The sequence below is a fragment of the Rhodopirellula islandica genome (assembly GCF_001027925.1).
GTDB lineage: Bacteria > Planctomycetota > Planctomycetia > Pirellulales > Pirellulaceae > Rhodopirellula > Rhodopirellula islandica.
The window spans coordinates 35,945-51,445 of sequence record NZ_LECT01000043.1; the positions used below are offsets into that span (position 1 = coordinate 35,945).

The following is a 15,501-nucleotide window of genomic DNA, read 5'->3' on the forward strand; positions in this document are numbered from 1 at the left end:
TGATTCAGTTGCTCAAATTTACAACATGAATTCACGCGGTTCGGTCGCCATCGTTCCCTCCTTGACGAACGTTCACCGGGGGGATTCGTTTGCCACAGTTGAATGGTGTGAGACAGATATTGCGGTTGACGCGAATGAACCGTTTTGGATATCGCCCAGGCAGGTTCTGCTCACACAAGACAGACGATGCATTCTCTGAGAGGGTGTTTGTTGTGTTGACGTTGTGAAACAGGAATTTGACTAGCGAGAGCCATCGAAACGCATTGAGAAGGATTCTCGGCGAACATCGATGAGCTTGTGATACACGCGGCAAGGAGGCCGTGGTGATCCAACTTCTGTGGAAAATGATCTGGGGCAATCAGTCCAAATCGCGTCGGCGATCGAGCCGATCCAGCGGTTCGATCCTGCGCTGGTTCACACCTGGCATCTCGGTCACCGGCGTGATTGCGATGGTCATCGCAGCGCTGACTGGACAGGTCAACTTACCGACCCTGGACTCGTTGCGAGGCAGTGAAGCACCCGTCTACGACGATCCGCTCGCTGCATCGTTGACGCCCGAGCAAATGGGCTCTCGAGGATACTCCGGAAATGCACCGATCGGTGACATTGCGCCGGTCAGCTTGATCACGCCTGCCAGCGACCGCAGCCAAAAGCCGGATGCCTCCATTCGCGTGGCGACCTTCAACATTCAAGTCTTCGGCAAAAGCAAATCGGAAAAACCCGAAGTGATGCGACGCCTGGCGCAAGTCTGCTTGCTGTTTGATGTCGTCGCCATCCAAGAAATCAAAGGCGACCCGGCACTTCCTATCAACGGGCTGCTTGACGAGGTCGCCAGCCTCGGTGGTCGCTACAACGCCACTGTCAGCGAGCCGCAGGGACGGACCACGCAGACGGAGCGATATGGATTCCTCTGGGACACTGATCGCATCGACCTGGTTTCGGGCTCCGACTACCTGGTCAACGATGAACTGGACCGAATGCATCGCGCACCGATGGTGGCCAGCTTTCAAACTCGTGTGACACCGACTCCGAATCGGATGCCATTTCGGTTCACGTTGATCAACGTTCACACTGACCCCGATGAAGTGGGGTCTCGCATGGGCGACTCACCCAAGAACGAAATGAACGTCTTGGACGATGTGTTTCACAGCGTCCGGATGTACGAGTACCAAAGCACTGGGGAAGAGGACTTTGTCTTGATGGGTGACCTCAACGTGGACACGCAGTGGTTGCTGGAAACCGGGCAGATCCCAAACGTGAAGTCCCTGGTCGGCGACCAACCAACCAACACACTGCAAACCAAGACTTACGACCATCTTCTGATCGACACGGCTACCACGCGAGAGTTCACCGGCCGCGCGGGCGTCTTGGATCTGAAATCCACGTTGCAGATTTCGGAAGAGGACGCACTCCGAGTCAGTGACCACATGCCGGTGTGGGCAGAGTTCAGCGTGTACGAGATTCCGCCTCGCTAGTCAGCCGACGCCTGCTGCGATGCAGCAGGCATGACGTCGAATCCAATCGACCTTCAAAAGTCGGAGGAACGACTCAGGCTTCTTGGTAAATCCGAACCGGTTGAGCTGGATACGTGAAGCGTCCATAGGTCATGTCGCAGATGTCCCACTTCTGATGCCCTTCGTCGTGCAAGATGGACTTGAGCACACGTTCGGACAGCAGCACGACGTCTCGCCACTCGTTGCTATCAAGCGTCACCAAACGAGCGTGGCGTTGCTCAGCGACATTGGCGGATTGCTCCAAGTGATTCGCCAACAACTTCTGTGCAGTGACGGACTCAAAGACCGACAGCGTGGCTTGATCGTTCGATCCGGAAGTTTGAAGATCCGGATAGGAATCATCCACACTGACCAGGCAATGGCCATCATCCAGCACACTGACCATTCGCAGGCGAACCTCGCCGTCCACTTCGTCGGTCATGCCGAGCACCAAGCTTTGGCAACCAACTTGGATGGTCACGGAACATGCCGCATCGCCGCGTCCGATTTCAACCAACAGAGGCTCTTCGAAGTCGGATTTTTGCCAATGCAGGCTGTGTTCCGTTGCCTCCGGAGATGCCACGGCGTTGGCGGGAACGCTCAGTCGTGGATCCAAGTATTTCCTTGAGTAACTGGCGTTTTTTTCGAGTGTCTCTTTGAGCTTGTCTTGTCGAACGCCCGTCGTTGCGAATTGTTCCGCGTCATCTTGGTTGGCTTTGGAAGCGCGTTTGCGTTTTGCCTTGCCTCTCGAGCGTCCCTTTTCCGGTGCAATCAATTCATCCAAGGATCTGGGCGAGAGCGCCAAACTGCGTTTGGTTTTCACACTTCCGCGGACGCCCAACCACAACGCGAGGCCAGCACATGCGGCGATGAACCCGGCGGCTTGCCACGCCCACGTGGATTGCGACTGCCCCAAACCACCGAGAACAAACGCCAGGCCGTAAGCGGCGACCAAGCAGAATGCACCGGCCAAAAAGGCGAGCATCCAAGTGACTCGGTTGCCACGACCTGATCGCATCGGCAGTCCAAACACCCCCACGATCGCAGCGATGGGACAAAACAGAATCCAAAGCCCCCAACCAGCTGAACTGCAGAACAACCATCCCGTTGTCATGGCCAATACGGATGCACCCACCCAAATGCCGGCGTTGGCTTTGGATTCCGTCAGCGAAATGGGATGCAGGGAATACTGATCCATCTCAGCCGACTTCAGAAATGGCGTTGGCAACGTGAGATCCAAGACTTCAGCCGCCTGAACGATCCAGTGGGAGGTGGGGTCTTCGGTGACGAAAGCCGTCAGAGTTCCGGTTGTCTGCACTTCATCGAGAGCATGGGCCGCAATCTCGCGTCCTGGTGTGAGCTTCAACGGTTGTGGAACCGAATCGCCAATGAATCCGCGAGGAACCACCTCGCCGCGAACCAGTTGGTCCATCATTTTTTTTGATCGTGGATGCTTGAGTGCATCGGCGATCGTTGACTTTGCCATCGCAACTTTGTCGCCGGACATCCAAGCTCGCATGCCCGTTCCAACCGGCAGCGTTTGCGTTGCGTCCGGGTCGGGTTCCAACATCGCGAATTCCAACTCATCGGTCGGTTCCATGATCGTTGCGTCGGTCAATCGAACAACCGATGACTCGCCGATCCCACGTTGCATCAATTCAGCGCAGGTCAGGTCGACCGGAACTTGCTCCGACAACAACGCGCGATGAAGCTTTGGGATCGCGACCAGAGTCCCACAAAAGAGTCCGGCCATAAACAAAACACTGCCAACTGCGGCACGTCGCGTGTTACGTCGTTTCGAGAAAGGCATCCGAGGCTACTCGTTGAATGGGCTGAAGCGTGGCCAATGGCCAATGGAAAAACGTGAGGGTGGGGAACGAACCATTCCATCCAAAACTTAGGTCGCACTCACGCTCGATGCCGTGCGGGGAGTCAAAGAAACCGCTATTTTGTGTCGCTGCAGGCAGATTTACCTACGTGATGGACGGCAAAAGGGAACCAAGCATGACGGAATCACCGAAACACAGTCAGGCGCTGACGTACTGGATTGCGGGCGCGATTGTGGCGGCGATCGCAGTTGCACTCATTGTTCCGAATTTCGCGACTCATTTCGAAATCGGCGGGGAACTGTTTCTACGAGCCTTGAAAATGATCGTGGTACCACTGGTATTCACGTCCGTTATGTGCGGCGTCTTGGGAATGGGCGATGTCCGGCAACTGGGACGCCCGGGCGCAGCCGCGATTGGGTACTACCTGTGCACCACGGTGCTGGCGGTCGTGATTGGGTTGATCACGGTCAACATCATTCGGCCAGGAGTCGGAACGGTCGATCCCGCCGTCATTGAGAGACTCGCGAGCGAAACGAGACTCCCCGAAGGACAAACCGAAGCACCTGGCATGGGAGTCGTGCTCGAGAACTTGGCGTTGATGCTGATCAGCGACAACCTCTTTGCCGCCGCCGCAGACACTCAATTGCTGCCCATCATCGTGTTCGCGATTGCGATCGCCGCCTTGATGACGACCATGATCGACCGCGTCGGTGCCATCACGACTCTGGTCACCGAAGCCAACGACCTGCTGCTGCGGTTTGTCATGGCGCTGATGAAGGTCGCACCGCTCGGCATCTTCTGCCTCGTGACGGCTCGGTTCGGCAAGGCTCAAGCGGACGGGCGGTTCATTGAAGAAATCAGCCAAATCGGTTGGTACTTTGCGGCCGTGGTCATTGGCTTGGCCGTCCACGCGTTTGTGGTTTTGCCACTGATCTACTACTTGGTCACCAAGAAGAACCCGTACTCGTACATGGCTGCCATGAGCCAAGCGTTGCTGACGGCATTCTCCACCGCCAGCTCGTCCGCAACGTTGCCGGTGACGCTGGAGTGCGCCGAGTCAGCAGGCGTCTCCAAACGCTCCACCGAATTCGTGATCCCCTTGGGAGCCACGATCAACATGGACGGAACCGCGCTTTACGAAGCCGCCGCTGCGATCTTCATCGCTCAAGCGATTGGTTTCGACCTGACACTCTCGGACCAATTGATCATTGCCGTCACCGCGACCCTGGCGGCAATCGGTGCCGCCGGAATTCCAGAAGCCGGATTGGTCACCATGCTGATTGTCCTGGGAGCTGTGGGGCTGCCGCTGGAGTACCTGGGATTGATTCTGGCAGTGGACTGGTTGCTCGACCGTTTCCGCACTGCGGTCAACGTTCTGGGCGACAGCATTGGTGCGGCGGTCGTTGGCACCACAATTCCCGATCCCGAACCGTCGCCGGTGAACTGACCCAGCAGTCGCGGTCGGCATGCGGCCCGTGGAAGAAATGCTGATCTTCACTCAGGCCTTCGAATCGCGTGCGATCTGGACCAGTCATGGTCTTTTGCCTTCCATCCGCCGTATAATCTTGGCATGAAAGATCATCGGTTCATCTTGCGTGGTTTCCGGCTCAGGGGAGGCTCCGTCTGGGAGCGACCGCTGTGGTGCTTGCTGCTTGGACTGCTGGGTTTGATGCCGCTTCACTTCGGTTGGGGCCAAGCGGCCAATTCGCCACAAATCGGCGTGTTGATCAACGTTCCGTCGCCGCTGTCCAGCCGTGACGTGGATCAAATCCTGGCCCGTCTATCTCAACTGGCCGTCGCCTCCGAACGCGGTGATGCCCTGGACAGCGGCCGAACCACGGCGGTCTTGCGGCTCAGCTCGACGGGCGATGGCCTCACCCCTCGCGTTTCTCGACAGTCGGATGGCAACCAAGAGCGATCGACTGATGTTCCGCCCTCCGCGGCCGGATCCACCGAGTTCGAGGACGCCCTGAAACTGGCACGGGCGATTTCCAGTTCGGAGCTCAATCGCGTCCGGGTGGTTGCCTGGATCGATGGAGACGTGAGCGGGCATGACGTGCTGCTCCCGCTCGCTTCAGAGACGCTGCTGGTTTCCGCCTCGAGTTCACTCGGCGATGCCGGGCGATTTGAGGCGCAGCCCGACGAGACCATCGCGGTGCTGTACCAGTCCATCGCTCGCCGTCGAGCGTTGATTCCTCCCGAACTGGTGGAGGGTTTGGTGGATTCCGGCCAAGAAGTCGCGAAGGTCAACCAGATTGACGGTGAATCAAGCTTCCTGGCGGGAGAAGCCCTGCAAACCGCTCGAGCAGACGGTCGCATTGTGTCCGAAACCACGCTGGCGAGCGCGGGCGAACCCCTCGTGCTGGACGCAGACCAGCTTCGACAAATTCGGGCGGCAGCGGCAATCGTTGACACCGAAGAATCTGTCGCTGATTGGCTGGAACTGGCCCGCCTGCAAAGCGAGGACTCCCGCTCCATGAACCAAGCCGTCGGACGCCTGATTCGAGTGACGGGCAACATCACCGGATCCCGCGTCCGCCGATGGCAAAGCAATCTGGCCGCCACGATCGACTCACCGGATGTGAACACCTGGCTGGTTGCCATTGATTCGCCTGGCGGAAACCTGACTCGCAGCGCCTCCCTCGCAGCGACACTTGCCGACCCCGGTCCCGTCATCCAGGCTGTCGGTGGCCTCGTCACCGGCGAAGCACGCGGTGATGCAGCACTGATCGCACTTGCGTGCCAACCGTTGCTGATGTCGCCCGAAGCGACGATCGGTGGAAGCGGCGCAGATGCGATGTCACCCGCTGATGTGCAGCGACAATCAGAATTGATCAACTTGGTCGCGGAATCCACCGGCCGCAGCGTTGCTCTCCTTCGCGGGTTGCTGGACCCTTCTATTTCGGTGCATCGATACGTTCACCGCCGAACAGGACGAGTCCGATACGCAACCTCAGAACAAATTCGCCAAGAAACGAGTCCCGACCGAGACTCAGACGCCCCGCCCCCAGACAATCCGAACGCCAACGCTGAAGGACCCGCCATTGAAAGCAATGCGAGTGACTGGCAACGGATGGAAAAGATCGAATTGGCCGCCGGCCTGAACGCTTCCCAAGCAATGGAACTGGGGCTGGCCGAAGGCACCGCCCCGTCATTGCAAGAAGCTTCCGCAGCAATCGGTTTGCCGGCCGTTCCACCTGAACTTTCCGACCGCGGGCTGGTCCGCTGGGTCGAGCGTTTGGGAAGCCAAACGGGACTCGCAGTGACCCTGCTGGTCGTTGGATTCATGATGCTGTCGATCGAAGCCAGCGCCCCCGGCCTGGGGTTGCCTGGGTTCATTTCGATGGTTTGTTTCGCGTTCTTCTTTTGGATCAAGTACCTGGCGGGGACCGCGGAGTGGGCTGAATTGCTCGCCTTCGGATTGGGGCTGGCGTGCATCGGGATCGAGATATTTGTGCTGCCCGGCTTTGGTATTTTTGGCGTGGGTGGCCTGATCCTGACGTCAATTGGCGTGATGCTGATGAGCCAAACGTTCGTTGTCCCCCAGAACGCTTACCAACTCGGGGAACTGACTCGAGGTCTCTGGGTGGCGTTGGGAGGTCTGGGCGGATGCGTCCTGGGAATGATCCTGGTCCGGATGTACTTGCCCCAAGCGGCTCTCGCGACGGGGTTGTCCATGGGAGTTCCTGAACCTCACCTCGACGAATCCGAACGATTGACACACTACGACGACCTGCTCGGGCAAACCGGAGAAGCCACCACCCCACTGCGTCCCAGCGGCAAGGCAAAATTCGGCGAGACAATCGTCCCGGTCGTCAGCGATGCCACCGCGATTGACGCGGGCCAGTCCATTCGGGTCATCCAGGTTCTCGGGAACCGAATCACCGTCGAGGCGGTGGATTGATGCCCGTTCTCTACACACTTGGATTGCTGGTTCTGTTTCTGACGCTGGTGATTGCTGAAATCATCGTGCCCAGCGGCGGCCTGCTGAGCCTGTTCGCGGTTGCGGCCGCGATCACCGCGGTGCTGATCGCGTTCACTGTCAGCCTGAACTTTGGGCTGGCGGTCGTTCTTGGACTGCTGGTGCTCACCCCGATCCTACTCAGCATCATCTTGCGACTCTGGCCGCAAACCGGCGTCGGCAAAGAAATCCTGAACCGCCGTGGGCCGAACTCAGAAAGCTCGGTACCCATCGCAACCGCACCCGACGGAACGCCGCTGAACGAACTGGTGGGGCGCTACGGCGTCGCAGCCTCGGACTTACTACCGGCAGGGCGAATCATCGTGGACGACCACAAGGTCGACGCCGTCAGCACCGGAATGCCCATCGACCGCGGGCAGCCCGTCAAGGTCGTCCGGGTCCAAGCAGGAAAATTGCAAGTGCGATCAGCGAGCGTCGAAGAGAGCCAAGCCATCAAACACTCAGCAACGGCCAACGCGTCGACCTCACCCAGCGAATCCAATTCCGCCAAAACGCTCGATGAAGTCAATCTAGACGACCTGGAAATCTAGCCCCTTGCCGTTGCCAATCGGCCCCAGTCAAACGGAAGCCTTGCGACACCAACGCAAAAAAAACGGCACCCCGAAGGATGCCGTTTCGTTTGACCTAGCGAACAAACCGTCTCTTAGTTTTCTTCGTCGCTGTAGACGTACTCGGGGAACGGAACATTGCTGCTCTTGCCACGAGGTGTCAGCAACGCTTGGTAAGCACGATAGTCGATGTTGTCTGGAATGAACCGAGTCCCACCGTCTGCCATGGCAACGTTGACACCGTCGACGTGAGCCGACGAAGGACGAGCAAGCTGGGCTGCGTTGCCGGTCGACATCTGAAGATTGAAAATCTCGTCGGAGACCGATGTTCCGCCGCCATTGATTTTGTAGAAGCTCAAGACAGCATTTGGAACCTGAGGACCGGCATTTCCGTTTTTGTTCCAGAAAGAAGCCAAGGCGGCATCCGAGTTCTTCGGGTCAGCGTAGTGCCAAACCATCCCGTGAACATAACGAGCATTTTCAACCGAAAACACAACGTCGTTGTGAGCTGGATCAGCCAGAGTCACGTTGCTGGCGTTGATGAATCCAGCACGACTCCAAGGAAGGGCTTGAACGCTTTCGGCGAACAGCATGGTGTTACCAGCACCGTCTTTGAAGTCGTCCAAACGAACCTTGGGACCTTCGTACTCATGAACGCCATCGCCGCGCGAGTTGATGCTCGTCACGTTGTACTTGCAATTGAATACGCCGTTGGCTCGGTCCTGAGACTCACCGAAAACGCTCGATCCAGAAGGAGCGGCCAAGAAACCCGATGGGCCAGTCGTATGGCACAGGCCGTTGTTAGCGATGTAGCTGTTCTTCGCGTAGTCACCAACAGCAACGGGATTGCTAGGGCACTGCATCAGCGCCAGGTTAGGAGCGGCCAACGAGTGAAAACCATCGCCAGAAGCACCGCTGGTGGCTTCATGCTCAGCACCAGACACATTGGTGTGAAGGATCGGGTAACGATCCTCACTCCAATGCTCGTAAGTGGGTTGTGCGTCGAGCCATGGCAACAATGCAACTGCCCAAGTCCCGATCTTCATGTGAGGAGCGAGTGCGGCACCCGAGTTACTTGGATCCGATGGATCGATGTAGCTGTCGTGACGGCCGAAGCTTTGAACATAACCGGGCAGTTCGCCCTTGGAGTTCGCGTATTGGATTGCCGCCAGAGAAAGGTTCTTGATTTGGGTGCTGCATTGATTGCGGCGGGCGGTTTCCCGTGCTGCGTTGACAGCAGGAATCAGCAGTCCCATCAAGATGCCGATGATGGCAATCACCACCAACAATTCGACGAGAGTGAAACCGGACGGTTTGGTTTTCATGGCGGTGTCCAAAGGCGAGGAGAAAAGAGACGACGCGATCCGGCAGTCGCCGGTCTGTTCGATCGCTAGCGTATGCATTATTCCAGGCGCGAGAGGGAATTGCAACTCAGAACCCCTTCCTGGCACTGGTGTGGGGCACGAAAGCACCAACTGGTGCGGGTCAACTCAACTTTTCCGGCTCTCAACGCCTTCGTGAGTGCCTTTCTGACAGTTTGGCCGCCAATCGATCAACGAATTCGCCCGAAACCAATCCCCCCCAAATGCGAGACGTTCTCAAAACGACGTCGATTCGCACGAATGAACGCTGGCTGTTTCACAGCAAATTCAGAAGAACGGTCGAAGATTTTCTGCCTGAAGCCGCCACGACAGAATCCCATTTGCAAGCATTGCCGAGCTGGACATTTTGGCGGATTGGATCGAGGGATCACGAATGTTGGGTTCGCGAAGCCCCTGCGAAGGCGACTGAACGCTGCTCCCGGCACACCAACCGCCGAACAAACGTCAACGCTTTCCCGGTGCGGATTCCTTCAGAAGCCGCCTTGGTCGACCGCGGCAGTCAACTCACGTTTCAGGATCTCATCGATTGGTTTGCGCTCAAAGAATTGATCGGCCAGATCATCGCGGTCACCAACCAACTTGGCTCGCTCGACCACATCCCGAATCTCATCAGCAGCGAGCGGTTGCTTCAGGACTCGTCCCAGCGGATGCGTGGTGTCGACTTGCGTGGTCGGCAGCAAGACATCGTTGACATCAATGACCGTTGCTTTGCCTCGTTCAATGGCACGACGCAAGCGAGAGATCTGCTTCAGACCGTCGTCGCGTTCCGCGTCATCAAAGTTGTCTTGGATGAACGCGTCGATCACGTCGAGTTCCCCGTACTGAGGAATGGGCAAACGCACCAAACGTTGCATCACGGCAGACGCTCTCTCTTGCGGATAATCCTCCGCTCGCATCTCTTTAATCGTCGTTTCCAACTGCTCGATGACGGACTTCTTTTCATCGGGTGGCAACAGACTCTGCTCGATGACGTCGACGTACCCGACCAATGTTCGGACAGCGACCTCTGTTCGTTTCTGAAACAGCACCCAAGTGGTGACGCCACAAAACACAAACGACACAATCCCCATCAGCAATGTGCATGCAATCGCGATCGGCATGCACCCCGGCTCTTGCTGTTCGGGCGTGCTCGTCGAACGCGAACTGGATTCGGCACCGGCACCGGACGGGGCCGATGCCGGTGAGTTTTCATCGTTGGTGGAACTCACAGGTTGAATTCAATCTTCAGGATTTTGAATTTCAACTTTCCGGCCGGCACATCGACCTCAGCCACTTCGCCAACCTTCTTGCCGACCAAGCCTTGGCCGAACGGACTGGTCACCAGAATCTTGCCGCTGTCGTAATCTTCATCGCCAGCGCCCACCAAGGTGAACTGTTCTTCGTCACCATAGGCGACGTCTTCCACCGTCACGGTGCAGCCAAACACAACTTCGTCTTTGGGCAACGACGAGACATCAATGATCGACGCACGCGCGATCTTGTCGCGGAGTTCGTTGATCTTCGCCATCAACATGCCCTGGTTCTCGCGCTGAGCGTGATACTCCGCGTTCTCTTTCAAGTCACCTTCTTCGCGAGCCTCTGCGATTTTCTGCACGATCATCGGCATTTCTTCGTTTTCCATGCGATTGATCTCGGCCTTGATCTTGTTGTAGCCCTCTCGGGTCATTGGCACCAATTCGACCATTTCGCGATCCTACGTGTGTTTGGCTGGAGACATAAAAAAAGAAACCTTCCCCGAGGGAAAGGTTCGTTCGCAATCCCGAATTGTCGGCCAGTCTGATTGAAAAGTCCAGTCCCAGTCGCCACGCGATCTGCAATCAGGCACTTTGAGAGAACGCCCAAACAAAGAAGTCGTCTCAATCCTCAAATCGATACGACTGCCCCATGTGCCGTTCCGGGCTGGGCTGAGACGAATCACGGTCGTCCAAGTATTCCACCGGCGCATCGCCAGGCTCACCTTCATGCGGCAATCCAATCTCCTCGTTCATCCAGCGGCCCAAATCAATCAGCTGGCACCGCTCGGAACAAAATGGCATCGCAGGCGTCTCATCTGAAAGAAAACGGCGATGGCACGTGGGGCAATTGACTTTGACAGGCGGCTGCATGGGAGGATCCTCGTTGAATCTGGTTGGTCGTTCAGCATCAGTGTTTTCAAGTCACAAGCCTCCTTCTGGGTCGGAAAGGGACTCCTTCCGCAGGAGGGCTTGTTACAATCGCCTCAAGCGATGCTCAGCGGAATTCCCTGCTCATTTTGGCAAGGTTCGATTGACCGAACTCGAATCACAATCCCGGCAAACGTTCGACTGCATCGCCGTCGTCAACCAAACTGGCTTTCCCACGTCCTTTCGTCAAGCTCGTCCGATGCAAACCAACTGCCATCGCCTCCGCAGCCACCTGCTGGACTGCCGACCGAACCAGGCGTCGCGTTCTGCGAACGCGCATAAATCAACGAGTTTCAACTGCATTCGAACGGGTTGCTTGATCGTGGCCTTCGGTTGGTTGGCGACATTCCCCCTTTCAAAACTACCCGCCCAAACGTTGCTCGCCGAAGACGATCCTTCCGAACAAACGTCAGCCGACACGCCGCAGGTGACTCGCTATTCCGCCAGTGTCGAAGCGAAGGCGGAAAAGATTCTTCAAGAAACGGGCCTCCGGCGCAGCGGTAAATCGCTCATCGCCAATGAGTCCGCTGACATCGCCCGAGCCATGACCGCTCTCTCCAAGCAACGACGTGAATTGACGTTGGAACAAAAAGAACTGAACGGCTTGCTCGCTCAAGTCCAGCAAATCAACGATCAAATTCGCAACTTGGAAACCCAAGACGGTGAACTGAATCTGCAATTGGCTCGCGTCGCTGGAAACGACGTCGCATCCAACAACCGAATCGTCGCCTTGATCAACGCCAACCGAACTCGTGTCGGCCAGTTCCGATCACAGCGAACCAAAACACAAGAACTGGCCAATCAACAGCGTTCGGAGTTGAACTCGAAAGAGGCCGCCTACGCCGAGTCCGTCTTTCAAATTCGCAAGGACTTGAACACCATGCGTGTTTCAATCTCCGAAAAGCTGGAAGACCCCAAGGTCAAAATCGCGATTCAGGTCATGAATGCGAACCAAGGGATCCCGGCATCGATCTCGGCAGAGGACATCTTGCAAACGATCGAACTTCGACTGGCAAAGGTCGAACAAGAGGTTTTCTCGGAATCGATTCCGCTGGAAATTGAACGCAACGGATCCCTGTACGTGACCGTCAGCGTCAACAACCAACCCGTCCGCATGGTCGTCGACAGCGGCGCCACGCTGGTGACATTGCCGGCAGAAATCGCGAAAGAGCTTCAAATCGAAATCCCGACGGATGCTCCGCTGTTGCGTTTGGTGATGGCAAATGGCGATGAGATCTCAGCCAAACGCGTCAAGCTGGCCTCCGTCCGCGTCGGGCAATTCGAAGCCAAAGAGGTGTCGTGTGCGATCTTGGAACCGATCGCGTCCCGCGCTGACCCGATGCTGGGAATGAGCTACCTGGGCGAATTCAAATTTGAAATCGATGCCACTCAGAAGAGCCTGAGCATGCTGCGCGTCGAAACATCGCCCTGAGAAACTTGCATTGGCTCTCGCCAGCGGTGACAATGCTGCCCCACCCCGGCACCCACCCCGAGTTCGTCCCGCCGATCTCGTCCCTCCCTCCCAAAGCTCTCGCGATCGATTTGCGAACGCTTTTCCTGCCCCTTGCTTATGTGTACCAGGCTTCAAATTCCGCTCGGCATGATCGCGCCGGGACTGATCCTTTTGCTTGGCTCGCTCACTGTCTCTCCGTATTGCTACAGCGATGACAATGCCGAAGCAACAGATTCAATCGTCCCAACCCCCGTCGCCCTGACCTCGTTCGAAGACAGCGTTCGCCCGCTGTTGGTCACCTACTGCGGTGATTGCCATTCACCCGATGACGAAGAAGACCCGGTGGGCTTTTTAAAATCGATGACGACGGACGAGATTCAACTTCGCCGCGAGATCTGGTCGAGCGCCGCCGAGCAACTGCACAACCGAACGATGCCGCCTGCCGACGTGGCTCAACCCACCGAAGCAGAACGCCTGCAACTGTCTCAGTGGATCAGCCATCACCTGACCGCCACCGCGTGCGATGGAGACGAGTTCGCCGGGCGTCCGGTCCCACGCCGATTGAACCGAGACCAATACACACACGCGATCAACGAACTGACTGGTCTGGACTTTGATTTCGTCGAAACCTTCCCAGCCGACGGTGGCGGTGGCGAAGGCTTCAACAACAATGGCGAAACACTCTTCATGCCGCCCCTGTTGATGGAACGGTACCTGGAGGTTACGTCCGCTGTCATCGACCAAGCCATCGTGCTGAAGCCACGCGTCAGTGAATTCAAAACGCTTGCCGGCGCAGCCGACGCAAGGCATTCGTTGCTGAGCAGCACCGCCGAAACATTCGGGCTGTGGATCCGCTTGCCTCCGGATGCCCCCGAACAGACGCACGTCCAGGTTCGAGTCGACGGCATCGTCGCCGGAACACTGGCACCAAACGATCGACGCGATGGCCAGCACTGGATGACCGTCTCATTGCCAAAGGGACAACACGTCATTGCAGTCCGCACTTCACTCGCGGATGCAGATGCCACCGATGCAAATGCAACTGGCTCGAATGCACCACCGATCGAACAAGTCCGCCTGCTGCAGTTGCCTCGCGTGGAGTATCGCAAAGGCCAACAAGTCGAACGCGATCGACAAAAGATCTCCGAGATCGTTCGCGAATTCGCGAGCCAAAACGCGAAGACTCCCATCGATCAACTCCAGCAAAATTTCTCTCGTGAGTTCACCCAGCACGGCGGCGACTCGCTGCAGAAGCGATTGTCCGCCACCGCAAAAATCTTGGGGCTCTCGCCCGACCAAGATGCGCTCACACACGCCTTGTCGCGTGAAGATGCCAAGACGGCATTGTCACGGTTTGCCCGGAAGGCCTGGCGTCGCCCGATTGAGTCGTCCACGATCGATCGATGGATGCTCTTGTTCGATCATGTGGTCAAGCGTGGTGAAACACCACGGGCGGCCTTGCAGTTGGCCCTGCAAGCCGTTTTGACATCGCCTCATTTTCTTTACATCAGCGAAGCGGACGACGACGCGTCAGGCATCCATCCGATTTCGGACCTGGAACTCGCAACTCGGCTCTCGTTCTTCCTGTGGTACTCGCTGCCAGACGAGCGTCTGTTGAAACTGGCCGAACAAAATGAATTGAGTGTCCCCCAAACGCTTCACGAAGAAGTGAACCGAATGCTCGCTGACCCGCGATCGAAACGTTTCGCTGATGCCTTCGCAAGCCAATGGCTCGGAACGACGGCCGTCGGCAACACAGTCATCCCTGACACCAGCTTCTTCAAACCGGCCTACAACGATGAATTGGTCCGCGATCTTCGCGAACAGGTCGGACAAACCATGGCTTGGATGATTCGCGAAAATCGGCCGGTCACCGATTGGATTGATTCCAACACGGTCGTCGTCAACCATCGACTGGCGAAACACTATGGCATGGATCAAACCGCCCAGAAATGGAACGGCGACAAGAACGACTTCTTGCCCATCGAAACCGACAACGATCCCGAGTCATCGCGACGCGCCGGCGCATTGGGCCTGGGAGCCGTTCACATGCTGACCAGTTATTCGCGAAGGACCAGCCCTGTTCTTCGTGGAGCTTGGGTCTTGGAAACCATCTTTGGAACTCGAGTTCCCGCCCCTCCGCCGGACGTGCCATCGCTGCCCGGCGGTGAAAAGGAATCTGGCAAAACCACCGTCCGCGAGAGACTGGAACAACACCGTGAGAACCCCACCTGCGCAGCTTGTCACGATTTGATTGACCCAATTGGATTCGCTCTCGAAAACTTCGATGTGATCGGCCGTTGGCGTGATCGAGAACGTGGTCCCGAGAGCGAAGCAGCCTGGCAAGAGAAGGCGAAGAAGCATCCAGAAAAGCTGAAGAGCCTTCCCGAAATTGACAGTTCCGGCCGAATGCCAAGCGGTGAAACGTTTGACGGTGTCGATGAACTGAGGGCGGTGTTGATGGCTCGCCAAGAGGCTTTCCTGGACGAGTACATTCGCCGCATGCTTGGGTTCGCACTGGCACGCAGCCTGGAAGAAGCCGACGCCTGCACCATCGACTCCATTCGCAATCGATTGCTCGAGAACGATCTGCAAACTCGCGAATTGATTCACGCCATCATCCAAAGCGTTCCCTTTCAAAACCGAGGCTAG

The 15,501-nt window shown here is 57.1% G+C and carries 11 protein-coding genes; 6 read left to right on the forward strand and 5 right to left on the reverse strand.

Annotated features, from left to right (window positions below; genetic code table 11):
• Positions 1 to 320: 320 nt before the first annotated feature.
• Positions 321 to 1,475: an endonuclease/exonuclease/phosphatase family protein gene (locus RISK_RS20415; protein ID WP_047816180.1), complete on the forward strand. Its 1,155-nt coding sequence runs from the start codon at positions 321 to 323 to the stop codon at positions 1,473 to 1,475.
• 73 nt (positions 1,476 to 1,548) lie between these two features.
• On the opposite strand, the gene RISK_RS20420 is transcribed toward RISK_RS20415, so the two are convergent.
• Positions 1,549 to 3,303 carry an MFS transporter gene (locus RISK_RS20420; protein WP_047816181.1) on the reverse strand — a complete coding sequence of 585 codons (1,755 nt, stop codon included), beginning with the start codon at positions 3,301 to 3,303 and terminating at the stop codon, positions 1,549 to 1,551.
• Positions 3,304 to 3,497: 194 nt separating this feature from the next.
• On the opposite strand from RISK_RS20420, the gene RISK_RS20425 reads away from it, so the two are divergent.
• From RISK_RS20425 to RISK_RS20435, 3 genes are all read left to right on the forward strand, one after another.
• The gene (locus RISK_RS20425) at positions 3,498 to 4,769 is read left to right on the forward strand and encodes a dicarboxylate/amino acid:cation symporter (protein ID WP_047816182.1); all 1,272 of its coding nucleotides are present in this window, start codon (positions 3,498 to 3,500) and stop codon (positions 4,767 to 4,769) included.
• A 123-nt stretch (positions 4,770 to 4,892) separates the two neighbouring features.
• On the forward strand, positions 4,893 to 7,226 hold the full coding sequence (locus RISK_RS20430) for an NfeD family protein (protein WP_047816183.1): 2,334 nt from the start codon (positions 4,893 to 4,895) through the stop codon (positions 7,224 to 7,226).
• A complete protein-coding gene (locus RISK_RS20435) occupies positions 7,226 to 7,834 on the forward strand; it encodes an NfeD family protein (protein WP_047816184.1) in 609 nt (202 codons plus the stop codon). The genes RISK_RS20430 and RISK_RS20435 overlap by 1 nt, the downstream gene beginning before the upstream one ends.
• Before the next feature lie 113 nt (positions 7,835 to 7,947).
• Here the strand turns inward: RISK_RS20435 and RISK_RS20440 are convergent, their stop codons facing one another.
• The 4 genes from RISK_RS20440 to RISK_RS20455 all read right to left on the reverse strand — a co-directional run bounded on the left by RISK_RS20440 (position 7,948) and on the right by RISK_RS20455 (position 11,339).
• Positions 7,948 to 9,177 carry a DUF1559 family PulG-like putative transporter gene (locus tag RISK_RS20440; protein ID WP_449314171.1) on the reverse strand — a complete coding sequence of 410 codons (1,230 nt, stop codon included), beginning with the start codon at positions 9,175 to 9,177 and terminating at the stop codon, positions 7,948 to 7,950.
• Positions 9,178 to 9,704: 527 nt separating this feature from the next.
• Positions 9,705 to 10,442, reverse strand: coding sequence for a hypothetical protein (locus RISK_RS20445; RefSeq protein ID WP_047816186.1), 738 nt, complete (start codon positions 10,440 to 10,442; stop codon positions 9,705 to 9,707).
• Positions 10,439 to 10,918 (reverse strand): transcription elongation factor GreA, encoded by a 480-nt coding sequence (greA, locus tag RISK_RS20450; protein ID WP_047816187.1) that lies wholly within the window; start codon positions 10,916 to 10,918, stop codon positions 10,439 to 10,441. The genes RISK_RS20445 and greA overlap by 4 nt, the downstream gene beginning before the upstream one ends.
• Before the next feature lie 172 nt (positions 10,919 to 11,090).
• On the reverse strand, positions 11,091 to 11,339 hold the full coding sequence (locus RISK_RS20455; RefSeq protein ID WP_047816188.1) for a DNA gyrase inhibitor YacG: 249 nt from the start codon (positions 11,337 to 11,339) through the stop codon (positions 11,091 to 11,093).
• Positions 11,340 to 11,712: 373 nt separating this feature from the next.
• Here RISK_RS20455 and RISK_RS20460 point away from each other — a divergent pair, with 373 nt between their 5' ends.
• Together RISK_RS20460 and RISK_RS20465 are read left to right on the forward strand one after the other, a co-directional pair.
• Positions 11,713 to 12,828: a retropepsin-like aspartic protease family protein gene (locus tag RISK_RS20460; RefSeq protein WP_083435091.1), complete on the forward strand. Its 1,116-nt coding sequence runs from the start codon at positions 11,713 to 11,715 to the stop codon at positions 12,826 to 12,828.
• Positions 12,829 to 12,996: 168 nt separating this feature from the next.
• Complete coding sequence (locus tag RISK_RS20465; RefSeq protein ID WP_102017646.1) at positions 12,997 to 15,501, forward strand: DUF1592 domain-containing protein; 2,505 nt, start codon at positions 12,997 to 12,999, stop codon at positions 15,499 to 15,501.